This is a genomic window from Pseudanabaena sp. PCC 9330 (assembly GCF_055795045.1).
Window position 1 is genome coordinate 31,171 of the sequence record NZ_JAYFES010000096.1, and the last position, 21,736, is coordinate 52,906.

At 56.9% G+C, this 21,736-nt stretch carries 25 protein-coding genes; 6 read left to right on the forward strand and 19 right to left on the reverse strand.

Going from position 1 to position 21,736, the window contains the following annotated elements:
• Positions 1-48: 48 nt before the first annotated feature.
• Both AC0QKW_RS10335 and AC0QKW_RS10340 read right to left on the reverse strand, forming a co-directional pair.
• Positions 49-573: a gamma-glutamylcyclotransferase gene (locus AC0QKW_RS10335; protein WP_473150987.1), complete on the reverse strand. Its 525-nt coding sequence runs from the start codon at positions 571-573 to the stop codon at positions 49-51.
• Between the two features lie 253 nt (positions 574-826).
• On the reverse strand, positions 827-1,591 hold the full coding sequence (locus AC0QKW_RS10340; RefSeq protein WP_473150988.1) for an SDR family NAD(P)-dependent oxidoreductase: 765 nt from the start codon (positions 1,589-1,591) through the stop codon (positions 827-829).
• A 182-nt stretch (positions 1,592-1,773) separates the two neighbouring features.
• Between AC0QKW_RS10340 and AC0QKW_RS10345 the strand changes: the two genes are divergently transcribed.
• Positions 1,774-1,986 carry a high light inducible protein gene (locus AC0QKW_RS10345; protein ID WP_473150989.1) on the forward strand — a complete coding sequence of 71 codons (213 nt, stop codon included), beginning with the start codon at positions 1,774-1,776 and terminating at the stop codon, positions 1,984-1,986.
• Positions 1,987-2,151: 165 nt separating this feature from the next.
• On the forward strand, positions 2,152-2,295 hold the full coding sequence (locus tag AC0QKW_RS10350; protein ID WP_473150990.1) for a high light inducible protein: 144 nt from the start codon (positions 2,152-2,154) through the stop codon (positions 2,293-2,295).
• Between the two features lie 259 nt (positions 2,296-2,554).
• On the opposite strand, the gene AC0QKW_RS10355 is transcribed toward AC0QKW_RS10350, so the two are convergent.
• Positions 2,555-2,884 carry a hypothetical protein gene (locus AC0QKW_RS10355; RefSeq protein WP_473150991.1) on the reverse strand — a complete coding sequence of 110 codons (330 nt, stop codon included), beginning with the start codon at positions 2,882-2,884 and terminating at the stop codon, positions 2,555-2,557.
• A 348-nt stretch (positions 2,885-3,232) separates the two neighbouring features.
• Positions 3,233-4,192, reverse strand: coding sequence for an orange carotenoid-binding protein (locus AC0QKW_RS10360; protein WP_473150992.1), 960 nt, complete (start codon positions 4,190-4,192; stop codon positions 3,233-3,235).
• 338 nt (positions 4,193-4,530) lie between these two features.
• On the opposite strand from AC0QKW_RS10360, the gene AC0QKW_RS10365 reads away from it, so the two are divergent.
• Both AC0QKW_RS10365 and serS read left to right on the forward strand, forming a co-directional pair.
• The gene (locus AC0QKW_RS10365) at positions 4,531-4,770 is read left to right on the forward strand and encodes a NifU family protein (RefSeq protein WP_430710925.1); all 240 of its coding nucleotides are present in this window, start codon (positions 4,531-4,533) and stop codon (positions 4,768-4,770) included.
• Positions 4,771-5,037: 267 nt separating this feature from the next.
• Positions 5,038-6,315: a serine--tRNA ligase gene (gene serS, locus AC0QKW_RS10370; RefSeq protein WP_473150993.1), complete on the forward strand. Its 1,278-nt coding sequence runs from the start codon at positions 5,038-5,040 to the stop codon at positions 6,313-6,315.
• A gap of 4 nt (positions 6,316-6,319) precedes the next feature.
• Here the strand turns inward: serS and AC0QKW_RS10375 are convergent, their stop codons facing one another.
• From AC0QKW_RS10375 to AC0QKW_RS10435, 13 genes are all read right to left on the reverse strand, one after another.
• A complete protein-coding gene (locus AC0QKW_RS10375; protein WP_473150994.1) occupies positions 6,320-6,736 on the reverse strand; it encodes a hypothetical protein in 417 nt (138 codons plus the stop codon).
• A gap of 125 nt (positions 6,737-6,861) precedes the next feature.
• Positions 6,862-7,248 carry a DUF2358 domain-containing protein gene (locus tag AC0QKW_RS10380; protein ID WP_473150995.1) on the reverse strand — a complete coding sequence of 129 codons (387 nt, stop codon included), beginning with the start codon at positions 7,246-7,248 and terminating at the stop codon, positions 6,862-6,864.
• 510 nt (positions 7,249-7,758) lie between these two features.
• Positions 7,759-9,081: a DUF58 domain-containing protein gene (locus AC0QKW_RS10385; protein ID WP_473150996.1), complete on the reverse strand. Its 1,323-nt coding sequence runs from the start codon at positions 9,079-9,081 to the stop codon at positions 7,759-7,761.
• A complete protein-coding gene (locus tag AC0QKW_RS10390) occupies positions 9,081-10,055 on the reverse strand; it encodes an AAA family ATPase (protein WP_473150997.1) in 975 nt (324 codons plus the stop codon). Before AC0QKW_RS10390 ends, AC0QKW_RS10385 begins: the two co-directional genes overlap by 1 nt.
• A complete protein-coding gene (locus AC0QKW_RS10395) occupies positions 10,048-11,223 on the reverse strand; it encodes a DUF4350 domain-containing protein (RefSeq protein WP_473151010.1) in 1,176 nt (391 codons plus the stop codon). The genes AC0QKW_RS10390 and AC0QKW_RS10395 overlap by 8 nt, the downstream gene beginning before the upstream one ends.
• The gene (locus AC0QKW_RS10400) at positions 11,223-11,810 is read right to left on the reverse strand and encodes a DUF4129 domain-containing protein (RefSeq protein WP_473150998.1); all 588 of its coding nucleotides are present in this window, start codon (positions 11,808-11,810) and stop codon (positions 11,223-11,225) included. Before AC0QKW_RS10400 ends, AC0QKW_RS10395 begins: the two co-directional genes overlap by 1 nt.
• 98 nt (positions 11,811-11,908) lie before the next feature.
• Entirely contained in the window at positions 11,909-12,382 is a 474-nt protein-coding gene (locus tag AC0QKW_RS10405) for a hypothetical protein (protein WP_473150999.1), read from the reverse strand.
• A gap of 226 nt (positions 12,383-12,608) precedes the next feature.
• Positions 12,609-13,232 carry a sigma-70 family RNA polymerase sigma factor gene (locus tag AC0QKW_RS10410; RefSeq protein WP_473151000.1) on the reverse strand — a complete coding sequence of 208 codons (624 nt, stop codon included), beginning with the start codon at positions 13,230-13,232 and terminating at the stop codon, positions 12,609-12,611.
• A complete protein-coding gene (locus AC0QKW_RS10415) occupies positions 13,225-13,533 on the reverse strand; it encodes a hypothetical protein (protein WP_473151001.1) in 309 nt (102 codons plus the stop codon). Before AC0QKW_RS10415 ends, AC0QKW_RS10410 begins: the two co-directional genes overlap by 8 nt.
• A gap of 205 nt (positions 13,534-13,738) precedes the next feature.
• A complete protein-coding gene (locus AC0QKW_RS10420; RefSeq protein WP_473151002.1) occupies positions 13,739-13,972 on the reverse strand; it encodes an NfeD family protein in 234 nt (77 codons plus the stop codon).
• A gap of 393 nt (positions 13,973-14,365) precedes the next feature.
• Positions 14,366-15,601: a SpoIID/LytB domain-containing protein gene (locus AC0QKW_RS10425; RefSeq protein ID WP_473151003.1), complete on the reverse strand. Its 1,236-nt coding sequence runs from the start codon at positions 15,599-15,601 to the stop codon at positions 14,366-14,368.
• 242 nt (positions 15,602-15,843) lie between these two features.
• The gene (locus AC0QKW_RS10430; protein WP_473151004.1) at positions 15,844-16,515 is read right to left on the reverse strand and encodes a hypothetical protein; all 672 of its coding nucleotides are present in this window, start codon (positions 16,513-16,515) and stop codon (positions 15,844-15,846) included.
• Between the two features lie 92 nt (positions 16,516-16,607).
• Positions 16,608-17,033, reverse strand: coding sequence for a nuclear transport factor 2 family protein (locus AC0QKW_RS10435; protein ID WP_473151005.1), 426 nt, complete (start codon positions 17,031-17,033; stop codon positions 16,608-16,610).
• 105 nt (positions 17,034-17,138) lie between these two features.
• Here AC0QKW_RS10435 and AC0QKW_RS10440 point away from each other — a divergent pair, with 105 nt between their 5' ends.
• Positions 17,139-18,044 (forward strand): ABC transporter ATP-binding protein, encoded by a 906-nt coding sequence (locus tag AC0QKW_RS10440; RefSeq protein WP_473151006.1) that lies wholly within the window; start codon positions 17,139-17,141, stop codon positions 18,042-18,044.
• Positions 18,045-18,058: 14 nt separating this feature from the next.
• On the opposite strand, the gene AC0QKW_RS10445 is transcribed toward AC0QKW_RS10440, so the two are convergent.
• Positions 18,059-19,258: an MFS transporter gene (locus tag AC0QKW_RS10445; RefSeq protein ID WP_473151007.1), complete on the reverse strand. Its 1,200-nt coding sequence runs from the start codon at positions 19,256-19,258 to the stop codon at positions 18,059-18,061.
• A gap of 24 nt (positions 19,259-19,282) precedes the next feature.
• Positions 19,283-20,572: a glycosyltransferase family protein gene (locus AC0QKW_RS10450; RefSeq protein WP_473151008.1), complete on the reverse strand. Its 1,290-nt coding sequence runs from the start codon at positions 20,570-20,572 to the stop codon at positions 19,283-19,285.
• Between the two features lie 506 nt (positions 20,573-21,078).
• Here AC0QKW_RS10450 and AC0QKW_RS10455 point away from each other — a divergent pair.
• Positions 21,079-21,489, forward strand: a complete 411-nt coding sequence (locus AC0QKW_RS10455) for a hypothetical protein (RefSeq protein ID WP_473151009.1) — start codon at positions 21,079-21,081, stop codon at positions 21,487-21,489.
• Positions 21,490-21,736 lie beyond the last annotated feature (247 nt).

Below are 21,736 nucleotides of genomic sequence, written 5' to 3' on the forward strand. Positions count from 1 at the left end.
TGAAGGGTTAGAATGTGCCCTCATTATAGGGAATGGCCCGACCCGATGCTAGGCAGTACGGCGCATTGGCTCGGCGGCCTGTTGCCGCTGGAGCGAGTGAATGTGGTGAAACAGGTTCCAGCAGTATTCCTCTGGCAGGCCGCAGGTGGCGGCACCGCGCAGCACCACGTTGGTATACCACTCGTTGGGGGCGATTTCGGCGTGGGTTTTATGAATGACAGAGTAGGTGCGGGTTTCGGCATAGGCCTGCCCGTTGTGAAGCACGGTCACCCGCTCGTGGCAGTAGCCCTCTTCGCGCCGGTCAAGGGCGGGGCTGAGTCGCCAGGGCAGATGGTATAGCACGCCCTGAACGGTGCTGCCAGGGTGGGGCACCACATCGAGGACGCCGCAGTCGCGCAACTGCGATCGCCTAAAGAAACCCAGTCGATAGCCTTTTAATATGGCTGGCCCAACGACGTAGGCGTGAGTGCTCTCGCCCAGAGAACGCTTCAGATCTACCGGGCACATGCAAGACCCGTAGGCGAAGTAGTAAAAGCGATCGCCTGAACCGTGGGAAGACGTAAGACTAGCCATGGGTATTTATGATCTACGGTTTCCCAAGTGAGATACCGGTGGTTGAGCTGTTACCTTCGTTTATATCACTCTATTCTTGGGGGAATAGGTTTCTTAACTAAGCCTTGACAAGTCTTTAAGAGCATCCTTCTGAATCAACCTCCCCTTTGGGTTGATCGAATTAGCCCGTTGGGCCTGGTGCCGTCAATATCTAGCCTAAGCAGTGCGTTGGAACGCGCTACCCCCTTTTATATCCAGTCTCATGAGAGTAGGACTAATGAAAATACGACGCCCCGTTGACGTCAAACGTCGCCCCCGTCGCGTGGGGCGCTAGCCCCGCCACCAAAAACGCCACCAAATTGGCAATATCCTGCGGCTCCGCCGGTGCCCCCATAGGAATATCGCGCGTTACATACTCTGCCCCCCGCTCAGCCATCACCTGCTCAATGCGATCGGTACGCACAAAGCCGGGCGCGATCGCATAGGCCCGCACCCCATCTGCCGCAAACCCCCTGGCAATGGAGCGCGTCAGACTCACTACCCCGCCCTTCGACGCCGCGTAGGCCATAAACTCCGGCCCGTCGCCACGAAAGGCGGCTCGGCTGGCCAGGTTGACAAGGGTACCGCCGTCCCTAGTTTGAAAATGCGTGATCGCCTCACGGCATAGGTCTGCCATCGCCATCAGGTTGACCTGAAGCGTATCGTGCCAGGCCGCCGCCCACTGGTCCCACTCGGCGGTGATAGGGGCGGCGGGCATCGTGGCGGCATTGTTCACCACGGCGCTAATGTCGCCGCGCCAGGCGAGAGATTGCTGCCACAGCGATCGCGCCGCCCCCAGCCGAGCAAGATCCGCCTGTACTAAATGGGTGCGATCGCCCCCCAACCGAGCAGCAAGCTGCGTCGCCTCAGCCTCACCCTGGCTGTAGTGGAGAATAACGGCGGCCCCAGCCTCGTGCAGAGTGCGGGCGATCGCAGCCCCAATCCCCCGAGAAGCCCCGGTCACCAACACCGTATGGTCATGCAAATCAATCAAGGTCATAGCTACCGCCGCGAAACCATCATTCCCCAGATTAGCCTGGGGCTCAGCCTAGCCCGCCTGGGGATGCCAAGCACCTAGACGCAGTGCTGCGCAGTGATCAAAACCTTCGTTTTGCAAACAGACTCGTAATATTTGTTTACAGTGCGTTACAGTAGAGTTACAGAAGCAACGGAGAACCCCCCATGACCACTAACGGTTACACCACCGAAGAAGGCGGTCGTCTAAATAATTTCGCCGTCGAGCCCAAAGTCTACGTTGACGACAGCCAGCAGTTTGGCTTCAACGAGTATGCCGAAAAGCTAAACGGTCGTCTCGCCATGATTGGCTTCGTGTCTGCCCTGTTGTTTGAAGCGGCCACAGGCCACGGCATTGTTACTTGGTTAACCAACCTGTAGCCAAAAGATTGGATCCGGGTGCGTGAAGACAACCAGCATTGGGCGATTAAATCTTAAGCATCGAATAAAGTCATCGTTTCCACACCCACGCCCCCCAAAAAACATGTTACGTTAAGTAACAGGATATTGATTTCTGCCCCTCTATACACCTAGGAGATATCCACCATGGAAACCAACGAAACCAAGTTCGGCTTTGTCAACTTTGCAGAAACCTGGAATGGCCGTTTGGCTATGCTGGGCTTCGTGATCGGCGTCGCTACCGAGTTCATGACCGGCCAAGGCATTTTGTCTCAAATTGGCCTGATGTAAGGTTCTGACACAGCACCTAGAAATTAAATAAAAAAAAGGGAGAGTGGCATTCACTCTCCCTTTTTTAGTCTATGGTCTCAGGCTTAGGCAGGTTGCCCCCCTTGGCTCCCTATCTTTGGGGATAAGAATTTCGCTAAACCTGCATTTTGTAGACTGATTACCCTGTCTGGCTGTGGACAGCCGAAACGGCCAGCCCAAATGGTTAAATGCTTTGCCCTGATCTCAGGCATCCCGTTTCCGCCATCGATCAAACCAACGACTACATCATGCGGGTTAGGGCGGTTATCTTAGAGAGCTTTAGGGTGTCTAGCCCCTCTAGATCACCTAGGCTGAGCCAACCTTCTTTGACCAGATCAGCAAACACAAACAACAGCGCCGACTCGCGCTCGTCGTACTTGCCATCGAGTTCGTGGCGACGGGCACTGAGAAAGTCGTGCAGCCGCCAAACATCCTCGGTACTAGCCAGAGAGCTGGCTTGGTCGCGCACCAGCTGCACTAGCGCCTGAATTTCTCGGCCATAGGCTTTATCGAAGGCATTCTTAGCAATGGACTGCTCCTGGGCGGTCCACTGGAGTTCACTGGTCTGCATGATTAGAGATTTGAAAAAAGAGGATTGAAAACGGCTACAGGTAGCTAAACAAATCCTTGGACAGCAGCATGGCTACTCAAGGCACAGTGACCACCTAGGGCTAACCCTAAGTGGTTGCCAACCCTCGGCTATGGCGGTCTAGCGACCATCGATGTTTCTCTATATTAAGGATATATTACAGAATTTTGCAAACTCTCATAAACCACAAGCCACCCCCAGATTGAGGGTGGCTTGTGGTTTGTGCCCGGCCAGATTGACTAAACTACCGGGCCAATGGGCTGCGATCGACCCAAACTTGCAGTCATGGCTCCAGCAGGGGCGCATTTCTCGCTATGAAGCGCCAATGCTCTATCGCACTAGATTCAGCAGTTCTTTGGGGGAGGCCAGCAGGTCAATGGCGACAAAAAAGATCTTGCCCTCGGGGTTGATCAAAAATCGCCAGGCAATATTCATACCGACCCCAGCACCAAACCAGGGGGTTTGTACCTTGCCGGTCACCTTGATCTGGGTAAACCCATCGGCGGCGGGCTCGACCACCCCTCGCTCAGGAATCAGGCTGAGGTTTTGGCAGTCTTCTTGAAAGAACCGCAGCACGTTGGTTTTGCCCACAATTGGCCGCTGGAACGGGGGCTGTAGAGCACCGTCGTCAGTAAACAGCTCAATTAAGGCGTCAAAATCGTTGGCGTTGAGGTTATTCATGTAGGCCAACACGGTGGGGTTATCGACCCCCTCGATGGTGACCTGGCGGCGTTTGTCGGTGGCTATAGGTGGCACTACCGGCTCGGCCACGCGGGTGTAAGCCCCCATCTGCTTGGGGTCAAAGCCCATATCGACCACGGCATTGCGCAGCACCGTAATCTGCTGGCCCGACTCTAGGTTGCGAATCGATTGCAGCACGGCTGAAGCATTGGCAGATAGCTGATAGCCCTCGGGAATGGGAGCCACAAAGCCTTCTTCCATCCACTGACCGAGCTTGTACCAGAACCCCAGCTTGATATTGGGCGACCAGGTGGAGTAGGTGCGGCCAATGGGGGTGTCAGCCCGGTTGGCTAGGTCACACATAGCCTGGGACTGCTCTTGGAACGACATGGCGCGAATCTCGTTCATGGTCGCTTCGGCAAACTGCATGCTGGCCGCGCCAGGGGCCGCAATGGTGATGCCCTTACCCATATCGAGGTAGGCGAACCAAATTAATGCCAGCTGATCTTCGGCGCTTAGCTGGGTGAAGCGGGCTATGGTAGCGGGTACCGCATCAGCAGTCAGGGTGCTGGGAAAGATGTTGCGGGCTGAATCGAGAGTAAACGGCATAAAAAAGTTCTTCCTTGGGGGCTTGGGGAGCGTGATGCACAGGTGCCAATGAAGCTGAGATTTTTGACGATCTAAAGCTTCGCCTGTCTAAGATTCAGTCTAAGGAAGAAGGGGACAAGCTGCCGTGAAGAAATGAGAAGCGCGATCGCATTAATTAGAGAAATTCAGGCAAATGCCCCGGGGAGGGATATGTTTTGTGCTCTTCTAGGCTCTAACCTGCTCACCGAATTCATCTATCTCTGGGAACTAATGGCAACGATTCGATCTGATACTTTGATTTGGGGTCAAAATCCCTAGAATAGAAATAGTTCACAATTGTGTTTGGCGGATATAACCCTATGGAAACCCTTGCCCTGACTGCCCCCAATGTGGAGCAAGTGCTCGACGAGCTGCGCCCCTACCTGCTGGCCGACGGCGGCAATGTGGAGCTGGTCGAAATCGACGGCCCCGTGGTGAAGCTGCGCCTGCAAGGGGCCTGTGGCTCTTGCCCTAGCTCTGCCATGACCCTGCGCATGGGCATTGAGCGTCGCCTGCGGGAGTTTATCCCCGAGATCGCTGAAATTGAGCAGGTGTTTTAGGGAAATTTTCTCCGACGGCAATTCTACGTGAATCATGCCAATCCCTAGGGCGGGCGTCTCGCCTGCACCGACAAGATGCCTGCCCTAACGGCATGAATCACCTCAGGTTGCCATATCTCACCCTCGTAGATCCTCCATCCCCCGATGAGAATGCGCCCTTGCCATGTCGGGGGATTCACTGTATTTGCTGATATTCTTTTGTATTGGCGACGGAGTTGCCTAGGTTGATAGGCCCTACGTTGATAGATCGCATTTAGGGAATTTGCAGTGCTCGATCTAAAGCAAATACGAGAAAACCCGGAGCGGGTGCAGGCAGCACTGAGCCAGCGGGGTGGCTACGATCTCACGGCTCTGTTGGAGCTAGATCAAGCGCAGAGAAAGCTGGAGACGGTGCGATCGCAGCTTCAGGCCCGCAGCAACGAAATTGGCAAACAGGTAGGTCAAACCATCAAAGCCGGAGCCGCCCCCAACGGCCCTGAAGTCGCCGCCCTCAAAGATGAAGGCAACCAGGTCAAGGCCGAACTACAAACCCTAGAACCCCAAGAACGCGAGCTCAAAGCCCAGATCGAAGCGATTTTGCTGGGCCTACCCAACCTGCCCAGCGACACCACCCCCGTCGGCAAAGACGAAACCGAGAATGTCGAAGTGCGCCGCTGGGGCGACGAGTATCTGCCCCAGCAGCCCGCCAAACCCCACTGGGAAATTGGCGAAACTCTTGGAATTCTTGACTTTAAGCGCGCCGCCGAAAAAATTGCTCAGAGCCGCTTTGTGGTGCTCAAGGGGGCAGGGGCAGCCCTAGAGCGAGCGCTGATCTCCTTCATGCTCGATCGCCACACCAAGGCGGGCTACGACGAGATCAGCCCTCCCTACCTGATCAACTCTGCCGCGCTCACCGCCTCGGGCCAGTTGCCCAAATTTGCCGAAGAGAGCTTCCAGTGCCTCAACGACGACCTCTGGCTGACCCCCACCGCCGAGGTGCCCCTCACCAACCTGCACCGCGACGATATTCTCACCAGCGATCAGCTGCCCATTCACTACTGCGCCTACACCCCCTGCTTCCGTCGCGAGGCAGGCAGCTACGGCAAAGACACTCGGGGTCTGATCCGCCTGCACCAGTTCAACAAGGTGGAGATGTATAAGTTCGTCCACCCCGACCATTCTTTTGACGAGCTAGAAGCCCTGGTGAGCGATGCCGAAGACATTTTGCAACAGCTGAAGCTGCCCTACCGGGTATTGGCGCTCTGTACCGGCGATCTGGGCTTTGCTAGCTGCAAGACCTACGACCTTGAGGTGTGGATGCCCTCTTCTGAGAACTACCGGGAGATCTCTAGCTGCTCGAACTGTTTAGATTTCCAGGCCCGCCGCGCCAACGTGCGGTTTAAAGCAGCTGGTCAAAAGGGCACCCAGTACGTGCACACTCTCAACGGGTCGGGCCTAGCCATTGGCCGCACCATGGCCGCCATTTTAGAAAACTACCAGGAGGCCAACGGCTCGGTGCGCGTGCCTGAGGTGCTGCAAACCTACCTAGGCCGTGAGTATCTCTAGACCGCTACAGCGGAAAGCGGTAGACAATTGCCCCAGTATCTTTGACATCAAAGGATGCGTTGAGCAGCTGGGCTTTTTGATCGAGAAACGCCTTGGCCTGCTCCACAGGTATCTGCGCTGCCGCTGCAAATTGAACAATGGTGAGGTCGCCTGACTGACTTTGAAGCAGCTGTAAAAAAAGTTGCTCCTGCTGGAGCGCCAGCGCTTGAGATGATTGCTGGTTATTGTGGCGTAGATTCCACGCTAGCCAACTGCCTAGGGCTGTGGGAGCTAGGCCAAACAGCACCAAAGCAGCACTGGCCTCAGCCCGATCCTCCCAATCGTCATCGTCGGAGCCAATCAGTTGGGTGGTCGCGAGTAGCGTGATCGATAGCCCAAATAGCAAACAAGCCCCAGCCAGAGCCTTTTGTAACATCCGCATAACGGTATCCTCTTCCGGTCTATCTCGATTTTGGCAGTAACTGCGGCGATCGCCTCTCCACCTAAACCGCAGAGATTAGCTACTTTACCCTCTTTATAGTGCCAAGCAGCCCAGCCAGCCATGGCCTAGCTTTTTAAGCTAAATACCTGCTTCAACACCGCCAGTCGTGAACAATCCCAATAGTCGATGTGGGAGATGACCTTGCCGTCTTCGCCTAGTCCTAGTTCGCTCCGGCCGGGAATGCTCATGCGCGGCTGCCATGGCACCGGGGCCACCCAGCTCAGGGTCCAGTGGGTGGTGATGTGGCTGGGGCTGACATATTTAATATCGTGCAGTTGCAGGTCAACATCTTTAAACCAGCGGCTGATAAAGCCAATCATATGCCGGTAGCGATCGACACCACGAAACTTATTTAGCGGATCTTGAAAGTACACGTCATCGGCGTAGAGGTGGTAGCTTTGGTCATGGGGAAAGCGCTGATAGTCAAGGCGAATTTGGTCGATTATGTCCATTGATTGAATTTAGCAGGAGACAATTTTCAAAATGGGCGATCGTAGCGCTGATCTCTAACCTAAACGGCAGGAGAAATTCGTGAGCATTCTTCCTCCTCATTGGTGACTCAGCAGTGTAACGACCAAGATAAGCGGCAATAGATAACGTTGGCAACCTCACCAAGATCCCTCAGCTGTCTGCTGTATGGACTTGTTGTCTGCATAATTTTTGCAAGCTCTATTCCCTAAAGCAGGGACGCAATCACTGACGTTTACGTCTGATACTCAATCAACATTTGGCTCAAGTATCTGCTCAATCAATTCCTGGCCAGAACTACATTTATTGATCAAATGTTCTAGCAATTGACAAATGCCTTAATATACATCGTCGGCTAATTGTACTTCCGGTAATCATTGGCTCTGCTGGCATGAATATGCTGAAGGAACTGCTGCTATCCGGTGTTGTCAACTTTTCGAGACTGTCCGATTTTTCGAGCGAGTTAAGGTCATTACCCATAGATGCACTGCCCCCTACAGTTTGCCCTGGCTCTTGATGCGCAGGTAGCTCTCGACCAGAGGTTCTGAGATCTGGTGGGCGGGGGCGTCGAGCACCAGCACCCCGCGCCGTTTGAGGCGGGCAAAGGCGGCTTCCCGTTGACTGAGCAAGTCTAACGCAACGGCGCGCTGGTAGGCGGCATCGACCTCGGTGGTGGGCTGGTGGGCCTGGCGATCGATCGCCGGATCGCGCAGGGTAATGCAAAAGGGCAGGTGGCGGGGCCGCAGGCGGGCCAGGGCCGAGAGCAGTTCGGCGCTGGCAGTTTCATCGACAATGTCGGTGATGATGACCACCAGAGAGCGGCGGTGCTGCTGCTGGGCGGCGTGGGTGGCGGCGGCCAGGTAGTCAGATTCTTCGAGCACTGGCTCGATGGGGGTGAGGCGCTCGATCATCTGCTGAAAGTTGGCCCGCCCGCCCTTGGGGGGTAGCCAGGTGTGCAGGGTGCGATCGAACACGCCCAGGCCAACGCGATCGCCCCGTGACACCCCCGCCAGCGCCAGCGATAGGGCCGCATTCATACCCCAGTCGAAGCGGGTGAGGCCCTGCACCTGGGCGGTCATCAATCGACCGCGATCGAGCAAAATCAGCAGGGTTTGCTCGCGCTCCGGTTCTAACACCCGCACCAGAGGCTGGCTGAGGCGGGCAGTGGCCTTCCAGTCGATGAAGCGGGGGTCGTCGCCCGTGCCATATTCGCGCAGCTCGGCAAACTCGGTGCCCACGCCCATACGCCGCTTTTGCTTGAGGGTGCCGGTGGCTTGCAGGGCCAGTTTTACAGAAAGCTGATTCAGCCCGATCAGGTCGGGGTAGACGGCCACGGTGGCGGCGGCGGGCACCTGCCAGTCGGCCCAGGCCAGGCCCAGGGGGCTGCGCTGCTGAATGTGCAGATCGCCCCAGGGGTACTCGCCCCGCTGCTTGGGGTTGACGGTAAAGGTGACGGTCTCGGCGTCCTTACCATTCAGAGCAACCTCTAGGGGCATGGGGGTGCCGTCAAAGGCGGTGGGGTAGTTGTCGAACAGGCGCAGACGCACGGGGGTGGAAGCTTCCCCATGGAGCGAAATTGGATTATCGCGCCCGATCGACAGGCGGTGCAGCGGATCTCGCGTGATCGTGACGCGACGGGCTTTGACGCGGAACCCATCCCAAACCATCGCGGCTAGAACTGCGCCATCAAAGAGGAGCAGAGCGAGCAGGGCCACGATGAGGCGGTTAGGTGCGTCGAAAAAATTGGTCAGCAGGGTGACAGCCAGCCCGCCCCCCAGCAGCAGTCCGTAGGTGCGCCCGGTGGGGATGATCGCCATCAGCGGGGCACCGCGACGCTGTCGAGCACGGACTGAATGACGCGATCGCAGCTCAGCCCATCCAGCTGCGCCTCTGCCCCCAGCATCAGCCGGTGGCGCAGCAGGGGCAGGGCCACGGCTTTCACATTGTCGGGGGTGACAAACTCTTGGCCATTGAGCCAGGCGTGGGCTTTGCTGGCGGCCAGCCACTGCACGGTGGCTCGCGGCGAGGCCCCCAGCTCTAGATCGCCGTGCTGGCGAGTTTTGTGGGCCAGGGCCAGCAGGTAGTCGAGGATAGGTTCCTGCACGGGCATGGCCTTGACGGCCTGGCGGGCGGCGAGAATATGCTTGGCCGCAACGACGGGCTTGAGCTGACCCACATCCAGTCGTTTGGCCTCAAATCCACCCTGGGCATTGAGCAGCATTTGCTTCTCCGCCGCTGGGGCCGGGTAGCCGACAACGAGCTTAAAGAGAAAGCGATCGAGCTGGGCTTCGGGTAGAGGATAGGTGCCCTCGAATTCCAAAGGGTTCTGGGTGGCCACAACCCAAAACAGGTCGGGCAACGGGTGGCTGGTGCCGTCGAGGGTGACCTGCTGTTCTTCCATAGCTTCGAGCAGGGCCGACTGGGTTTTGGGCGGGGTGCGGTTGATCTCATCGGCGAGCAGCACCTGGGTAAAAACCGGGCCTTTTTTGAGGGTGAAGGTGCGGCTGGTGAGGTCAAAGACATTGGTGCCCGAGATATCTGACGGCAGAATGTCGGGGGTGAGCTGAATGCGGCCAAAGTCAGCCTGAATCAGCCGCGACAGCGCGCGCACCATCAGGGTTTTACCGGTGCCGGGCACCCCTTCGAGAATGACGTGCCCCCCGGCCAGCAGGGCCACCAACAGCTCCTGCACCAGGGATTCCTGACCCACCACCACGCCGCTGAGGGTGGTGCCGATGCGGGCGATCGCCGCCTGTAGATCACTTTGTTGCTCTTTCTGGCGCTCACTCATGTCCGCTGGTGTCTCCTGGGGTGTTGCCGGAGTAATGAAGGGATTGTACCCGCTGGAGCCAGTCGCGTAGCTGGCTTTCACCCCTGGGGATGGGCGGATTTAGAATTGCCGCCAGGTCAGTGGTAGAGCGACCGGACTGTTCATTCCAGGCGGCTTGCAGTTGCTCGTTAGGCACAGGCTTTTCCCCCAGGCCCAGGGATTTTTGCAGGTGAATGCGCTCGGCCTGGCTGAGGGTTTGCACCACAAAGTCGTGGCTACCGGCCTTGTGCAACACCCCGGCCAGGGCCTGAATGTAGGCCTGGCTGTTGTCCACGGTGGGGGTTTGCAGGGATCGCCGCTGGCCCAGCCTGCGGTTGAAGGCTAGCAGGGCGATTAGGATGACGGCTAGAGCTTGGGCAACCAGGATAATTAGCGGCGTGCGGGCCAGGTAGCTCAGCCAGTTGTCGGCGTTGGTTTCGGCGGCGATCGCTTCTTCATCCCGATAGCCGTGCAGGTACTCATCCACCCACACCCGGCCACCGGCCTCGGCGACCAGCTCCGTCAAAAAGGCAAAATTGCCCGGCTGGTTTTGGTAGGCATTGGCTCCGAGGTGAGGGGTTGCGGCCACCACAAACTGGCCCGATTCAAACGCCTGTCGCCACACCACCGCCCCGTAGTCATCTTCTAAAATCACCTGCTGGGTAGAACTGGCCCCATAGCGGCGGCGAGTGTCGATTTTTACCGCGCCTGCCTCGCTGGTCAGGGTTTGCGAAAAGGGAGCCGCCGTGGCTGGCGTCTTGACCCCCAGCACCACCAGCCGATGGCCCGCCTCCACCCACTGGGGCATCCAGGGTAGCAGCGACGGTAAATTTTGCTCATCGATAAACCCTGACAGCACCACAAGCAATGTCTCAGAGGCCGCAGGCAGATTTTGAATCAGGGTGACGGTGGTCTCCGCTGGGTCGCCCAATTGTTCCAATAGCGCCTCTACCGGGCGCTGCCAACGCTGTACGGCAATTCCCTGCTGTGCCAAGGATTCGTACCAGGCACTATAGCCTGCCGGGCCACGGTGCCAGGTCGAGCCGCTGTCTGATCGGCTAGTGGCGGGCGCACCCAAAATCAGCAAACCCAGCAGCAGGGCCAGGGCCAACAATCCCACCAAGAGGCGGCGCTGGGGGAGCGATCGCATCACGACTGGGCGATCTCCTGGTAGGCGCGGCAGCAGCGTTGGTAGGTCTCCTCCGTAGCTGGGGCGTCGCCGTAGACAATGCGCTCGTGGGTGCGAATCAGCAGTTCGTAGGGGCGGCTGGGGCTAGCGACTAGACAATCCAGGTACTCGCCGTCGGTGCGGCTGGGGCGGTAGAGCACCGTTTCGGTGTCATTGAGCCGGGCGAGCCCCGCCATGTAGAGGGCTTTGCAGGCGGCGGCATAGTCACCCTGCTGAGCCAGCCGCTGGGCCTCGCGCCACCAGTGGGCGGCATGCTTGAGGGCAGCTTCAGAAGGAGTGGAGCGTTGGGTAGGACGCACTCGCCGCTGACTCTGGCTGAGGTAGGCGGTGATACCTCGGTAGAGCAGCCATGCCGTACAGAGGGTAAGAGCGGCGATCGCACACCAAAACAACCCCTCTGCCACGGGCCGAAGCCAGGGCCACTGGGGAATGTCAGGGCTATCCACATCGACCTTAGAAAACTGGTACTCAAACCATTCCCCCAGGTTTTGAAACCCCTGGCGAATTTGCCAGGCTGGTGAATTGGCGCGGTGGGGCAGGTCAGGCATGGTCGGTAGGCGCTAAGTCTGGCCCCATTATGGCTGCTAACAAGCTCCAGAGATTAAGCCCCTTCTGATTTTTAGGGCAGCGCCCATACGATTGCCCCCTAGGGCTCTAGAAATGGAGCCTGCTGCAGGCTAGAGCTGTGGTCGCCATACTTAAATCCGCAGTGACTGCACCGCTGCTGTTGAAAACTAGGATCTTGGGGCTCTAGACCATCTCCCTGCACCACCACGTAGCCCTTCCCCTGGGGACACTCAAGAAAAATCGGCCCGTAGAAACTATCGTTTTGGGGAAATAGGTCAACCTTTTCGGTGAGATATTCGCTGAGGTAGGCCCGATTGGCTGCGGTAGGCAGATCGTTTTCATCTACGTCAGTGTAGAAATAGTCGATAAACTCTAGCCATTCAAGCAGGCGATCGTCATCTTCGGCACGCTTCCAAATTTGAGCAACTTGATCGATCTGCTCTTCAGAATCGAGATCTGGATTGGTGATCAACAGGTAATAGTTCCACACCTGGGCTTTTTGATCTGAGCTCAGATGAGAGAGAAATTGCTGATCCAGGGTGGGAGGTTTCATGGTGTTTAGCTGAACGCTCCGAGTGCTTGAGATATTGCAAGTAGGTCAAGAGATTAGACCACTTAACGATACTACTTACAAAGTTATGGAATGATTTTTTACTGTGAATCTTTGATGTTTCCTGAAGATACCTTTATCAACATGCAGACCAAGTCCAGATCAAGATCTAGAGTCATTCTAAAAGCAAGACTTTACCTCTGGACTTGGATCAGATTTGCCTACACATCTAGGGCGTTTGACTGGCATCTCCTTCGTACAGCTTTAGAAAGGTTTCTCTGAGCCGCATTAGAGCACGAGACTCTCGCTTTCTCAGTGCCTGAACCGTAGGCACTGAGTCACCCTGGGCCATCAGCTTATAGTGATGGCGTATTTGTTCGTAGGTTTTACGATGGAGAAACTTCATGCGAATGAGAGACTGATCTTCCTTAGAAAGCTGGTTGAGAGCAACCTCAAGATATTCCAGCTGCTCAATCAGTTCTGACTCGACTAATGGACTCTTGGCGGGGCTAGTGAGGGTAGTCAGAGCCACCACCTTACGTTCATCTTTAATCGCCGCATCGACCCGATTTCTGAGAATATTCAGACAGACCTGACGAAGCCAGGCTTCAGGCTTTTTGATCGGTTGATTGTGCTGGCGAATGTAGGCAATACCCCGAGTGACAGCTTCAACGATGACCTCATCAAGATCGACGTAGGGAATATGCCACTGTCGAGCAAACCGAATCAGAAACTTATACAGGGCAGTTCCTTTGAATTCGTCTGACATGAGTAAATAACTCACTGCCGTGACAAATTCATGAATCAGCTCATGGTCAGGCGTCTGCTCAGGACACTGCGGGGGCTTAGCCATGGTGGTTTCCTCGTAGGGTGAGCGGGGGGCTGACAGAAAAAAACAGATACCAGTCAGGATTGGTAGGGGTTAACGCAGCTGTATAGTCAAAAGTACAGTCGGGGCCATTGACCAAATCGCTCAACCCACTGCTTGGATTAAGCTGCGGCGGTGGCGGCTGACGGCGACTTTTTACTAAGGTGATGATGCTGTTTAAGACCTGTTGGGTAAAGCGAATTGCGATCGCAATCCATCCCCTAGAGCGCAGTCGATCGGAAATATCGACTACATCGGTATCTGGAATCGCAAAGTTGATAACCATCGGTCTATGTCCTCAACGAACGGGGTGCGTGATTAAACTGTCTGTGGGGTAGTGGGCGCTGGCACAAAAGTGTGACCGAGTTGGACAAATTTTCTTGCTGAGCGTCACACAATCCCGATTCAGAACCGATAATTTTTAGGGAGCATGGCATTGCAATGCCCCTAAAAACCAGGGGTATACAGACAGGATTTGGCCTTGAGCAAGATTAAATCCGCCAGGCTGGCTCGATCAGCAGGGTGTTGCCCTGGCGATCGATAGGGCGAATGGCATCCCCCGCTTGAAAGCTGTAGCTAGCCAAGGCCGACCGGGCCTTCCAGTAGACACCGTTGACGCGCACGACCCACTCCAACCCTGGCTTGACCACGGAGTGAATCACCCCCTCGCCGGGGTAGAGCTTGCTGTCTAAGACAGCTCTCATCGTCTGGTTAAAGATGGACATGGGCTACCACCTCCCGTTTTTCGCTTGTCTATTAGTGGAGAAAGGTGGGGATGTGTGACAGCTTGTAGTATGTTTACGTCAAATCCGACTGCCAAAACCCTAAGGCCCAAAGGGCCAACTCGTAGGGGCGAATGGCATTCGCCCTGCTGCATCAGAGGTGCTAGCCAGGATTCGATATAATCCCGATTCGAAGTAGGTGGATTGCTTAGGGGCCAACGGTATTGGCCCAGCCCAACCGGGGCTAGCCAAATAGTGACCCTGCGATGGTGCATCACTGCGCGGATGCACTCTAATTTTCATCCTTCGGGATGCTGCCGTGGCAGCCTGGACAATGGGTATCGCTGGGCGGTCTGGCAGATTGCCAGACCGTCGACAGCAGCTCTCTCCCTAGGCTTACTCCACGACCAGGCGAGACAGGCTGGTGCCGGGGTAGTAGTTGCCCAAAATTTGAGTGTAGTCGTAGCCCTTAGCGGCCAGCTCCATGGCCCCAGTTTGGCTCATACCAAAGCCGCCGTGGGCCGCCTGCACGATCGCCTCGGTGGCCGCATAGAGCGACTCTACAATGCCACCGTTGTGGCTGATAAACTCGCCTGTGGTACCAGCCACGGCGGCCTGGGTGGTGTTGGTCTCTTTGCCAATGCCCAGGTAGGCCTGGTAGCGCTGGGTGTTGTCGAGGTCGTAGGCGCGCTTGGCGTGGCGCACATGGTGCACCAAGGCGTAAGATCGGGCGGCGACGGCCTGGGCCTTGAGCGCCTCTAGGGGCCAGTTGACATACATTTCGCTGCCCACCACGCTGCTCAGGTAGTCGTGCATGAGCACAAAGTTGACCGCCATCAGCCCCGAGCCATCGGTGAGCAGCAGTACCCGTCCTTTGTACCAGCTGTCGCCCACGTAGACATAGCCGCCTTCGCCAGGTTCTAACCAGACGGCGTTACCGAGGCCACAGCCGCCCGCCGCCATGCCTGACCCCTGGGGTCGCACGACGGTGCTTTTTTGGGCGGGCAGGTTGCAGTAGTTCTGACCGTTGAGATCCATCAGGTAGCCGTCAACGGAGGTAGCGACCTCTAGATTTGAGGCATTTTTGGCGATCGCCACCCGCATTTCTAAGTTTGTGTCAATGGTTTTGCCGGGGTCAAAGGCAACACTGGCAGCGGGCCTGGAGGCAGGCGGGGTCGTCGGCTGAGGGACTGACCGATTACTCACGGCGGCATTGGTCGCCGAAGCAGCGCTAGGGGCGCTGGCAGCTTGAACGGGAGATGTACGAGGGGCGATCGCCGGTTCACCGTCGGTCACTGCTGCCCCAAGTGTCGCCTCAGGCTCTGCCGGCACCTGGGCCATCAATCGCCGCGCCCGGTATAAGTCGACAATCGACTGCCGCACCATGCCCGTCGATTGCCACAGCACAGGGCTGAGGGGGCGTGGCTCTGAGTTGCCCTTGGCACCCGCCGCGGCGATCTGCACCAGCAGCAACCCGCCAAAAGCCAGACCACCAAATACTTTGAGTCGGGGGTTGCCCATGCCCTGCCGCCAAGACGACTGTAGCCCTTCTAACCTGAGCGGCTTGAGCTTAACCGACTTGAGTCGCACGGGCTTCAGCTTGGGCAGCTGAGCCTTCCAGAGATCTCTCATGATGGTTTAACTCAACATCCAGACGCAACAACAAAGAGACAGGCAGCCTCTCCCTATTTAAGTCTAAACATTAACAAATGCGTCAATCAGGACACAATTTTCACATATATCACAAAAGAAAAGGGTGCAAAAGAAATGGGCTGCAAGGAAGAGTCTGCTTTCTGGCAGCGACCTCAGGGCAAAGCCGCCGCCAGAAAGACTGCCCTGTAGAACACAGGTATCAGAGAGCACCCAAGCGCAACTTAGATCTCAGCAACGGAGTTGAGGCCAACAATGTCTTCGTAGGCCGCTGCCACAATGCACACCGACATGGGAATGGTCACCAGTAGACCAATGCCTAGCAGCAGCGCTCCCCCCACATTGAGGAAGAAGATGGCCACCAGCAGTACAAAAAAGGAGAACCATTTTTTGGTGATCAGTTGGCGGCTGGTTTCCATGGCTTGCCAGAAGTCGGCACTCTTATCGATCACCAGCGGCTGCGCAAATAGGTAGGCCACAATGAGATAAATGCCCGGCAAAATCAAAAACACCAGACCGATGAATGTCAAGATACCTGAGACCAGTGCAGTCAGAAAAATAGGCAAAAACTTGTTGAAGCCCTGAAAGAAATCATTGAACTCGGCAGAGCGGCCTCGGGCTACTTGAAAGGCCACAAAATAGTAGCCAGCGCTCAACACCGGGGTGACAATGCTGTAAACAAAGCTGAGAATGCCGCCGCCCGGAGAATCTTCGCCGCCCCCAGCCCCCAGGGGAAAAGGCAGCACAGAGATCACCCCCTGAATCACCACCAGCAGCAGCGTAAATAAAACAAAGAGCGGAGCCTTGGTCTTAAAAATTTCCCAGCCACGGCTAAAGTAATCGCCGATTTTGACCTCGTAATCTCGATTCATCAAATCAGAGCTAAAGCTGCTCATCACCTGTCTCCTCCAGCCATAAATGGTTATGTGTAGAATATCGGCTCTACATTAACCGGGCTTAAAGTTGCGGCAAAAGTTAATCTGAGAGGTCAATCGACCACCGGGCTGCCGTGGTGATGAATCATATACCACTGCCCTGCTATGCGCTCAAACCCGTTGGTGGCCATCGATCGCGCCTCTAGCCGCCGGTCGCCGCCGCTAATTTGCAACACATTCTCAACCAGTACAACGTAGGCCAGGTCGCCACTGACCTCCACAGTGAGAATATCGATGTCAATCTCTAGGTAGCTGGTGTTTTGAAAGATGCTCTCCCAGGCGTCGCGGATGGCGGGCCAGCCTTTCAGGGCGTCGCGGCCAGGGTGAATGCAGAGACAGCCCATGCCCTTCGACCAGACTGCCTCTATGGCTTCGAGATCTTTTTTCTCAAAGGAGCGGTAGAAAGCCTTGTTTGCAGCCAAGACCAGGTCGCGATCGCCCGTCATAGAGTCGCCAGCCGCTACAGAATCGCCAGCCATAGAGTCCTCACTGATAAGATACAGGGGCGTTTCCCTGCCTCCTGTCTTGAGCATAGCTAACGGCAGGGGAAGCAACCACCTTCGGCCCCAAAGTTGTGCCCCCGCATGTTAAAGCTCGAAAATCTCTCTAAACGCTACGGTTCTAAGTCAGTCCTGCACAACCTCAGTCTGCACCTCCAGCCGGGGGAAATTTACGGGTTGCTTGGCCCCAACGGAGCGGGCAAAACCACGACCATCAACATTATCTGCGGGCTGCTCAAGGCCGACAGCGGTACGGTGACCATTGGCGATCGCCCCGCCGGAGAGGCCACCAAAGCCTGGGTCGGGGTGATGCCCCAGAGCAATCTGCTCTACGGCAGCCTGACATGCAGCGACAATCTCTTCTTTTTTGGTCGTCTCTACGGTCTGTCGCGCCAAGACTGCAAGCGGCGGGTAGATGTGTGCCTAGACTCGGTGAACTTGCTAGATAAGAAACATATCCCTGTGGAGCGCCTCAGCGGCGGCATGCAGCGGCGGCTGAGCATGGCGGCGGCCATGCTGCACCGACCCAAGCTGGTCATTCTCGACGAGCCCACCACCGGCCTCGATATCGAAGCCCGCCAGGAGCTGTGGCAGCTGATTCGCCAGTTTAAATCGATGGGGGTGACGGTGCTGCTCACCTCCCACCTGCTGGATGAGGTGGAGCGGCTGTGCCAGCGCATTGGCATTTTGCGCCAGGGCGAACTGTTGGCTGAGGGCACCCTGGCAGAGCTGCGATCGCGCATTCCCGCCCAGGAGGTAGTCACGGTGGAAACGCCGGATGTGGCAGGGGCGATCGCCCGCGCCCAGCGCCTCGGCTACCCCCACCGCATCTACGATGGCGACCTAGCCTTTTGGGTACCCGACAAGCTCGAACTCAAAGATCTGCTCGATCGCTTTGAGGGCATCCCCCTCGACTCGATCGCGAGGCACCCGGTCAAGCTAGAGCATGTCTATCTAGAGGTGACCCGCCAGCCCGCGGTAGTGGCGTAAGGGCAGGGCTGCCTCTACGCAATGCGACTGAGGCGTCCGCTGGCACCCACGCAGAGACCCGCCAGCAAAAACGCCAGGGCCGCGATCGCGGTAATAATCGTCGGCGCTAGCCCGCTATTGCTAAACACCCCGCCCCCCAAACTAGCCGCCAAAGCGCCGCCGCTGAAGTAGGTGCCCGTACCCAGCCCAGCCCGATCCGGGGGCACCATCGTCAAGGCAAAAGGCAGCGTGCCGTTAGACACCAGACTGAGAGCAGCGCCAAACAGGGCTGCCAGCCCCATTCCCACCGCTGTGCTAGAGATCGCGCCGACTAAAACCGCCAGCCCCGCCATGGCGCTCAGCCCCAGCACCATGGCCCGACGGTTGCCCAGGTGCGCGGCTACCCGCCCCGAGGGTATCGCCGTCACCGCCAGGGCGATAAACAGAGTGCCCAGCACCAGCGGCGTATTGGCCTCGGGCACCTGCTGGGCCAGGGCCATGGGCAGCGCCATCATCACCAGCCGAAAGCCCAGACTCACCCCCACCCCAGCGCCAAACACCAGACCTAGCCCGGCCCAGGGCAGCGGTGTTGCCTGCGAGTCAGCGAGGGAGTTGGGCAATCCTGCCGCTAGACCCTGGGGCTTGGCCCACCGCAGAGCCAGGGTCGCCAACAGCAGCACCCCAGACCCCAGGCCAAACGCCACAAACGGCCCCAAACTGAGAATAAACGGCCCCGCCAGCGGCCCCATCGCCCCCGCCAGCCCACCCACCAGGGTGAGAATGCTCGCCGCCTGGGGGAGCCCAGTGCCCCAGGCATAGCGCCCCAGCAGCGACAGCGCCGGGCTGCGAAACACCGCCATGGCCATGGCCCAGGCCACCATCAGCAGCGGTAGCCCCCAGCGCAGCGCCCCCTGCCCCCACACCAGCGCCGTAGGAATCACAAAAAATAAACCCGCCGCCGCGATCACCCCGAGGCTGATGATGGGTAGGCGAGTGCCAATCTGGTGCTGCATCTGGTCAGAAAACGTGCCAAACAGCGGCTCGATCGCCATAGCCAGCAAGTTCTCAACCACCAGCAGACCCACCGCCAGCCCCGCCGGAAAGCCCAGCTGGGTGAGCAACTGCACCAGGTAGAGGTTGTAGACCACCCACAGCAGAGCGATCGCCCCCTGCATCAGGGCTAGGCCCCACACCGGCCCCCAGAGAATAGACTTCGCCGCCTGTACTTTAGCCATGGCCTTATCACTCTGTTGTGGGTCTCAAAACCTTAGCTCTTCTACCACGATCGCCGCCAGTTTCGCCGAAGCGCCCGATTTGCCCCGCACCGATCGCAGATCTTGGCGAATAGTGGCTAGAGCAGCGGGTTCCTCTAGATAGCCCACCACTGTTGCCGCCACGCTCTGGGGGGTGAGCCGCCCGATTAGCTCCGGCACCACCTCGCGTTTAGCCCAAATATTGGGCCAGGCAAACAGCCGCCCTTCTTTAAAAATTTGCCGCAGCATCAGGGTATTGATCACCTTGGCAAGGCTGTCTCCCACCAGGGGCAGGTTGGCCAGCAGCCCCGGAATGCCATCCCAGGCTTTCATCACCTCTAGTTTTTGGGTGGGCAGCAGCACCACCATGGGCACTCCCAGCGACCCCAACTCAGCGGTGTTGGCCCCCACGGTGGTAATGCAAAACTGCATCTGGGCCATGACATCGTAGGCGGGGTGAGCCTGCCACAGCAGCACCTCCAGTCCGCTGGGGGTACGCAGCCGAGGCAGGGGCGTATCGGCCCCGACCAGCTCCGCCGTAGCGGCCCCCTCAAACAGGCGAATGTCGGGGTTTTGGGCAGCATCGGCAAACTGGGCCAGGGCCTCTAGCGACAGCATCGGCGCTACCGGAATCACAAACTGGGTTTGGGGCCGCCGCTGGTGAATGGCCTCGGCGGCCCCCAGGCAAAAGGGCAGACCCACGCTGAGCTTGTTTTTCTTCGACCCTGGCATAATGCCAATTAGGTCGTGGTCGGGGTGAAGGTGGAGGCGATCGCGCACCGTCTGCTGGTCAGCGCCATTGATTTGCACATCGGCCATCAGGTCGCCAATCACCTCGCACTTGGCACGAAACTGCGCTGGCGCTGCTTCGACAATGTTGGGGGTCATGCAGCCAAAGCGATCGACCCAGCGGTGCCAGCGAGCATCCCACTCGGCGTAGATCACGGTGCGGTAGCCCAGGCGCTTGCCGATCAGCACTGGATAAACCTGGTCGCCACCGAGGAAAAGCACCACGCCCTGGGGGTGCCAGTCCCAGTTTTCAGCGGTTTTGCCCGCCAGCAAGAAAGAGAAAAAGTGCTGGGGAGCCTGGACGCGATCGACCCCCGGCAGGGCACGGGCCATGTCGGTCTCACGACCGGAGGCATTGGCACAGGGCGACAGCACCACCGAAATGCGGGTTTGCGCGGGAACTTGCTCTCGCAACGCCTGCACCACCGGGCGCACCCAGGTCGAAATTTCCCCCGGCCCGTTGGAGAGAATCAAAATATCGCTGGGTGATGTATCTCTGGATAGCATCGGCAAAGCCCACCCGACAACGAGGCAAGTCTCTCTAGCTTAGGGCGTAATGCGATCGCCTTAGTAAAGGCGCAGGGTGCTGTTTCTGTTCCCAGTGGAGCTACATCATCCATCCACAGGGAACAGAATCCCGAGCTTCATCAGCTGGCTCTTCTACAGCCCCTTACTCAATCAGCAAGGTTTTCGTCAAAATGACCATCCACGTCATCCCCTCTGGGGAGGCTGCGCCTCCGGTTCCACCTGATGCACCGCGATAAGCACCCATCCAGAGGGCTTATCGAGCATAATTGACGGATAATACCCTGTCGTCAGGGAGTTAGACATCAAAAATGAGGGATAACACCCTACAGTCAGGGACTTATCTCGCAGATCTGACATTTAATACATAGTTGTGCCGCAAAATCTTTTGGCGATGGCAAGCTGAGTTAAGTTATTTGTCTTCGCTATAAGTTGTAAAGCTTGTTGAATCCTGGTCAAGATTCGCAGAATTAATAGTGAATTTCTAAATGGATCGGACTAAGAATCAGACGTATAAGCCTTGGAAAATAGGCATTTTACCCAGAGGTCGCTCTGATATGTGGTCTCTGACTGATGATTACGAAGGCTTAAAGATTGACTTAATTTTTCATGATACTGACCAGATTGTGACAGTAAAGTTTGGGATTACTGACGCATACCGCGTTATCGATGAAGGATACAGATTAAGACAGCTTCAACATCTACCTTTACCAATGGAAGAGAGCATCTATTCTGTTTCTCAATCAGACATGGTGCAAGAATTAGTGGATGAAGCTTGTGGGATGTTGATTGAAGATCAACTAATCCACTATTTCATCGTTACTGATAATGATTGTATTGATGTAATTGTTAGGGATGGTGGGAATGAGCCGCAGTTAGAGTATAGGAGTGCGGCATGAATCCTGTTCAGCAATTGCAGCACAACAACTCTAGTGCAGCGGGCTGCCAAGATTGATCCATAATAAGCGGAGCGTGGCTCACAGCCGCTGATTAGAAACGTTCTGTCGCTTGCGCGTGGCGTTACGATGAGTGAGACCTTCAGAAATGAGGAGGTGATGGGCTATGGGTTTGAATTACAGTTATCAACTTTATTTTCATCGTGACAAACTTTGGCCTGTTTTACAGTCTCTTGCAGGTTTTGCAAAT

What these genes read in the sequence shown, in the direction of transcription:
- AC0QKW_RS10415 (WP_473151001.1), bottom strand. Translation starts at nt 13,533, where the DNA reads ATGGTTATCAACTTTGCGATTCCAGATACCGATGTAGTCGATATTTCC.
- AC0QKW_RS10425 (WP_473151003.1), bottom strand. Translation starts at nt 15,601, where the DNA reads ATGAGAGATCTCTGGAAGGCTCAGCTGCCCAAGCTGAAGCCCGTGCGA.
- AC0QKW_RS10375 (WP_473150994.1), bottom strand. Translation starts at nt 6,736, where the DNA reads ATGCGGATGTTACAAAAGGCTCTGGCTGGGGCTTGTTTGCTATTTGGG.
- AC0QKW_RS10405 (WP_473150999.1), bottom strand. Translation starts at nt 12,382, where the DNA reads ATGAAACCTCCCACCCTGGATCAGCAATTTCTCTCTCATCTGAGCTCA.
- AC0QKW_RS10440 (WP_473151006.1), top strand. Translation starts at nt 17,139, where the DNA reads ATGTTAAAGCTCGAAAATCTCTCTAAACGCTACGGTTCTAAGTCAGTC.
- AC0QKW_RS10450 (WP_473151008.1), bottom strand. Translation starts at nt 20,572, where the DNA reads ATGCTATCCAGAGATACATCACCCAGCGATATTTTGATTCTCTCCAAC.
- AC0QKW_RS10410 (WP_473151000.1), bottom strand. Translation starts at nt 13,232, where the DNA reads ATGGCTAAGCCCCCGCAGTGTCCTGAGCAGACGCCTGACCATGAGCTG.
- AC0QKW_RS10435 (WP_473151005.1), bottom strand. Translation starts at nt 17,033, where the DNA reads ATGGCTGGCGATTCTGTAGCGGCTGGCGACTCTATGACGGGCGATCGC.
- AC0QKW_RS10430 (WP_473151004.1), bottom strand. Translation starts at nt 16,515, where the DNA reads ATGAGCAGCTTTAGCTCTGATTTGATGAATCGAGATTACGAGGTCAAA.
- AC0QKW_RS10350 (WP_473150990.1), top strand. Translation starts at nt 2,152, where the DNA reads ATGGAAACCAACGAAACCAAGTTCGGCTTTGTCAACTTTGCAGAAACC.
- AC0QKW_RS10390 (WP_473150997.1), bottom strand. Translation starts at nt 10,055, where the DNA reads ATGAGTGAGCGCCAGAAAGAGCAACAAAGTGATCTACAGGCGGCGATC.
- AC0QKW_RS10455 (WP_473151009.1), top strand. Translation starts at nt 21,079, where the DNA reads ATGGATCGGACTAAGAATCAGACGTATAAGCCTTGGAAAATAGGCATT.
- AC0QKW_RS10365 (WP_430710925.1), top strand. Translation starts at nt 4,531, where the DNA reads ATGGAAACCCTTGCCCTGACTGCCCCCAATGTGGAGCAAGTGCTCGAC.
- AC0QKW_RS10355 (WP_473150991.1), bottom strand. Translation starts at nt 2,884, where the DNA reads ATGCAGACCAGTGAACTCCAGTGGACCGCCCAGGAGCAGTCCATTGCT.
- AC0QKW_RS10335 (WP_473150987.1), bottom strand. Translation starts at nt 573, where the DNA reads ATGGCTAGTCTTACGTCTTCCCACGGTTCAGGCGATCGCTTTTACTAC.
- AC0QKW_RS10400 (WP_473150998.1), bottom strand. Translation starts at nt 11,810, where the DNA reads ATGCCTGACCTGCCCCACCGCGCCAATTCACCAGCCTGGCAAATTCGC.
- AC0QKW_RS10445 (WP_473151007.1), bottom strand. Translation starts at nt 19,258, where the DNA reads ATGGCTAAAGTACAGGCGGCGAAGTCTATTCTCTGGGGGCCGGTGTGG.
- AC0QKW_RS10340 (WP_473150988.1), bottom strand. Translation starts at nt 1,591, where the DNA reads ATGACCTTGATTGATTTGCATGACCATACGGTGTTGGTGACCGGGGCT.
- AC0QKW_RS10420 (WP_473151002.1), bottom strand. Translation starts at nt 13,972, where the DNA reads ATGTCCATCTTTAACCAGACGATGAGAGCTGTCTTAGACAGCAAGCTC.
- AC0QKW_RS10385 (WP_473150996.1), bottom strand. Translation starts at nt 9,081, where the DNA reads ATGGCGATCATCCCCACCGGGCGCACCTACGGACTGCTGCTGGGGGGC.
- AC0QKW_RS10360 (WP_473150992.1), bottom strand. Translation starts at nt 4,192, where the DNA reads ATGCCGTTTACTCTCGATTCAGCCCGCAACATCTTTCCCAGCACCCTG.
- AC0QKW_RS10395 (WP_473151010.1), bottom strand. Translation starts at nt 11,223, where the DNA reads ATGCGATCGCTCCCCCAGCGCCGCCTCTTGGTGGGATTGTTGGCCCTG.
- AC0QKW_RS10345 (WP_473150989.1), top strand. Translation starts at nt 1,774, where the DNA reads ATGACCACTAACGGTTACACCACCGAAGAAGGCGGTCGTCTAAATAAT.
- AC0QKW_RS10380 (WP_473150995.1), bottom strand. Translation starts at nt 7,248, where the DNA reads ATGGACATAATCGACCAAATTCGCCTTGACTATCAGCGCTTTCCCCAT.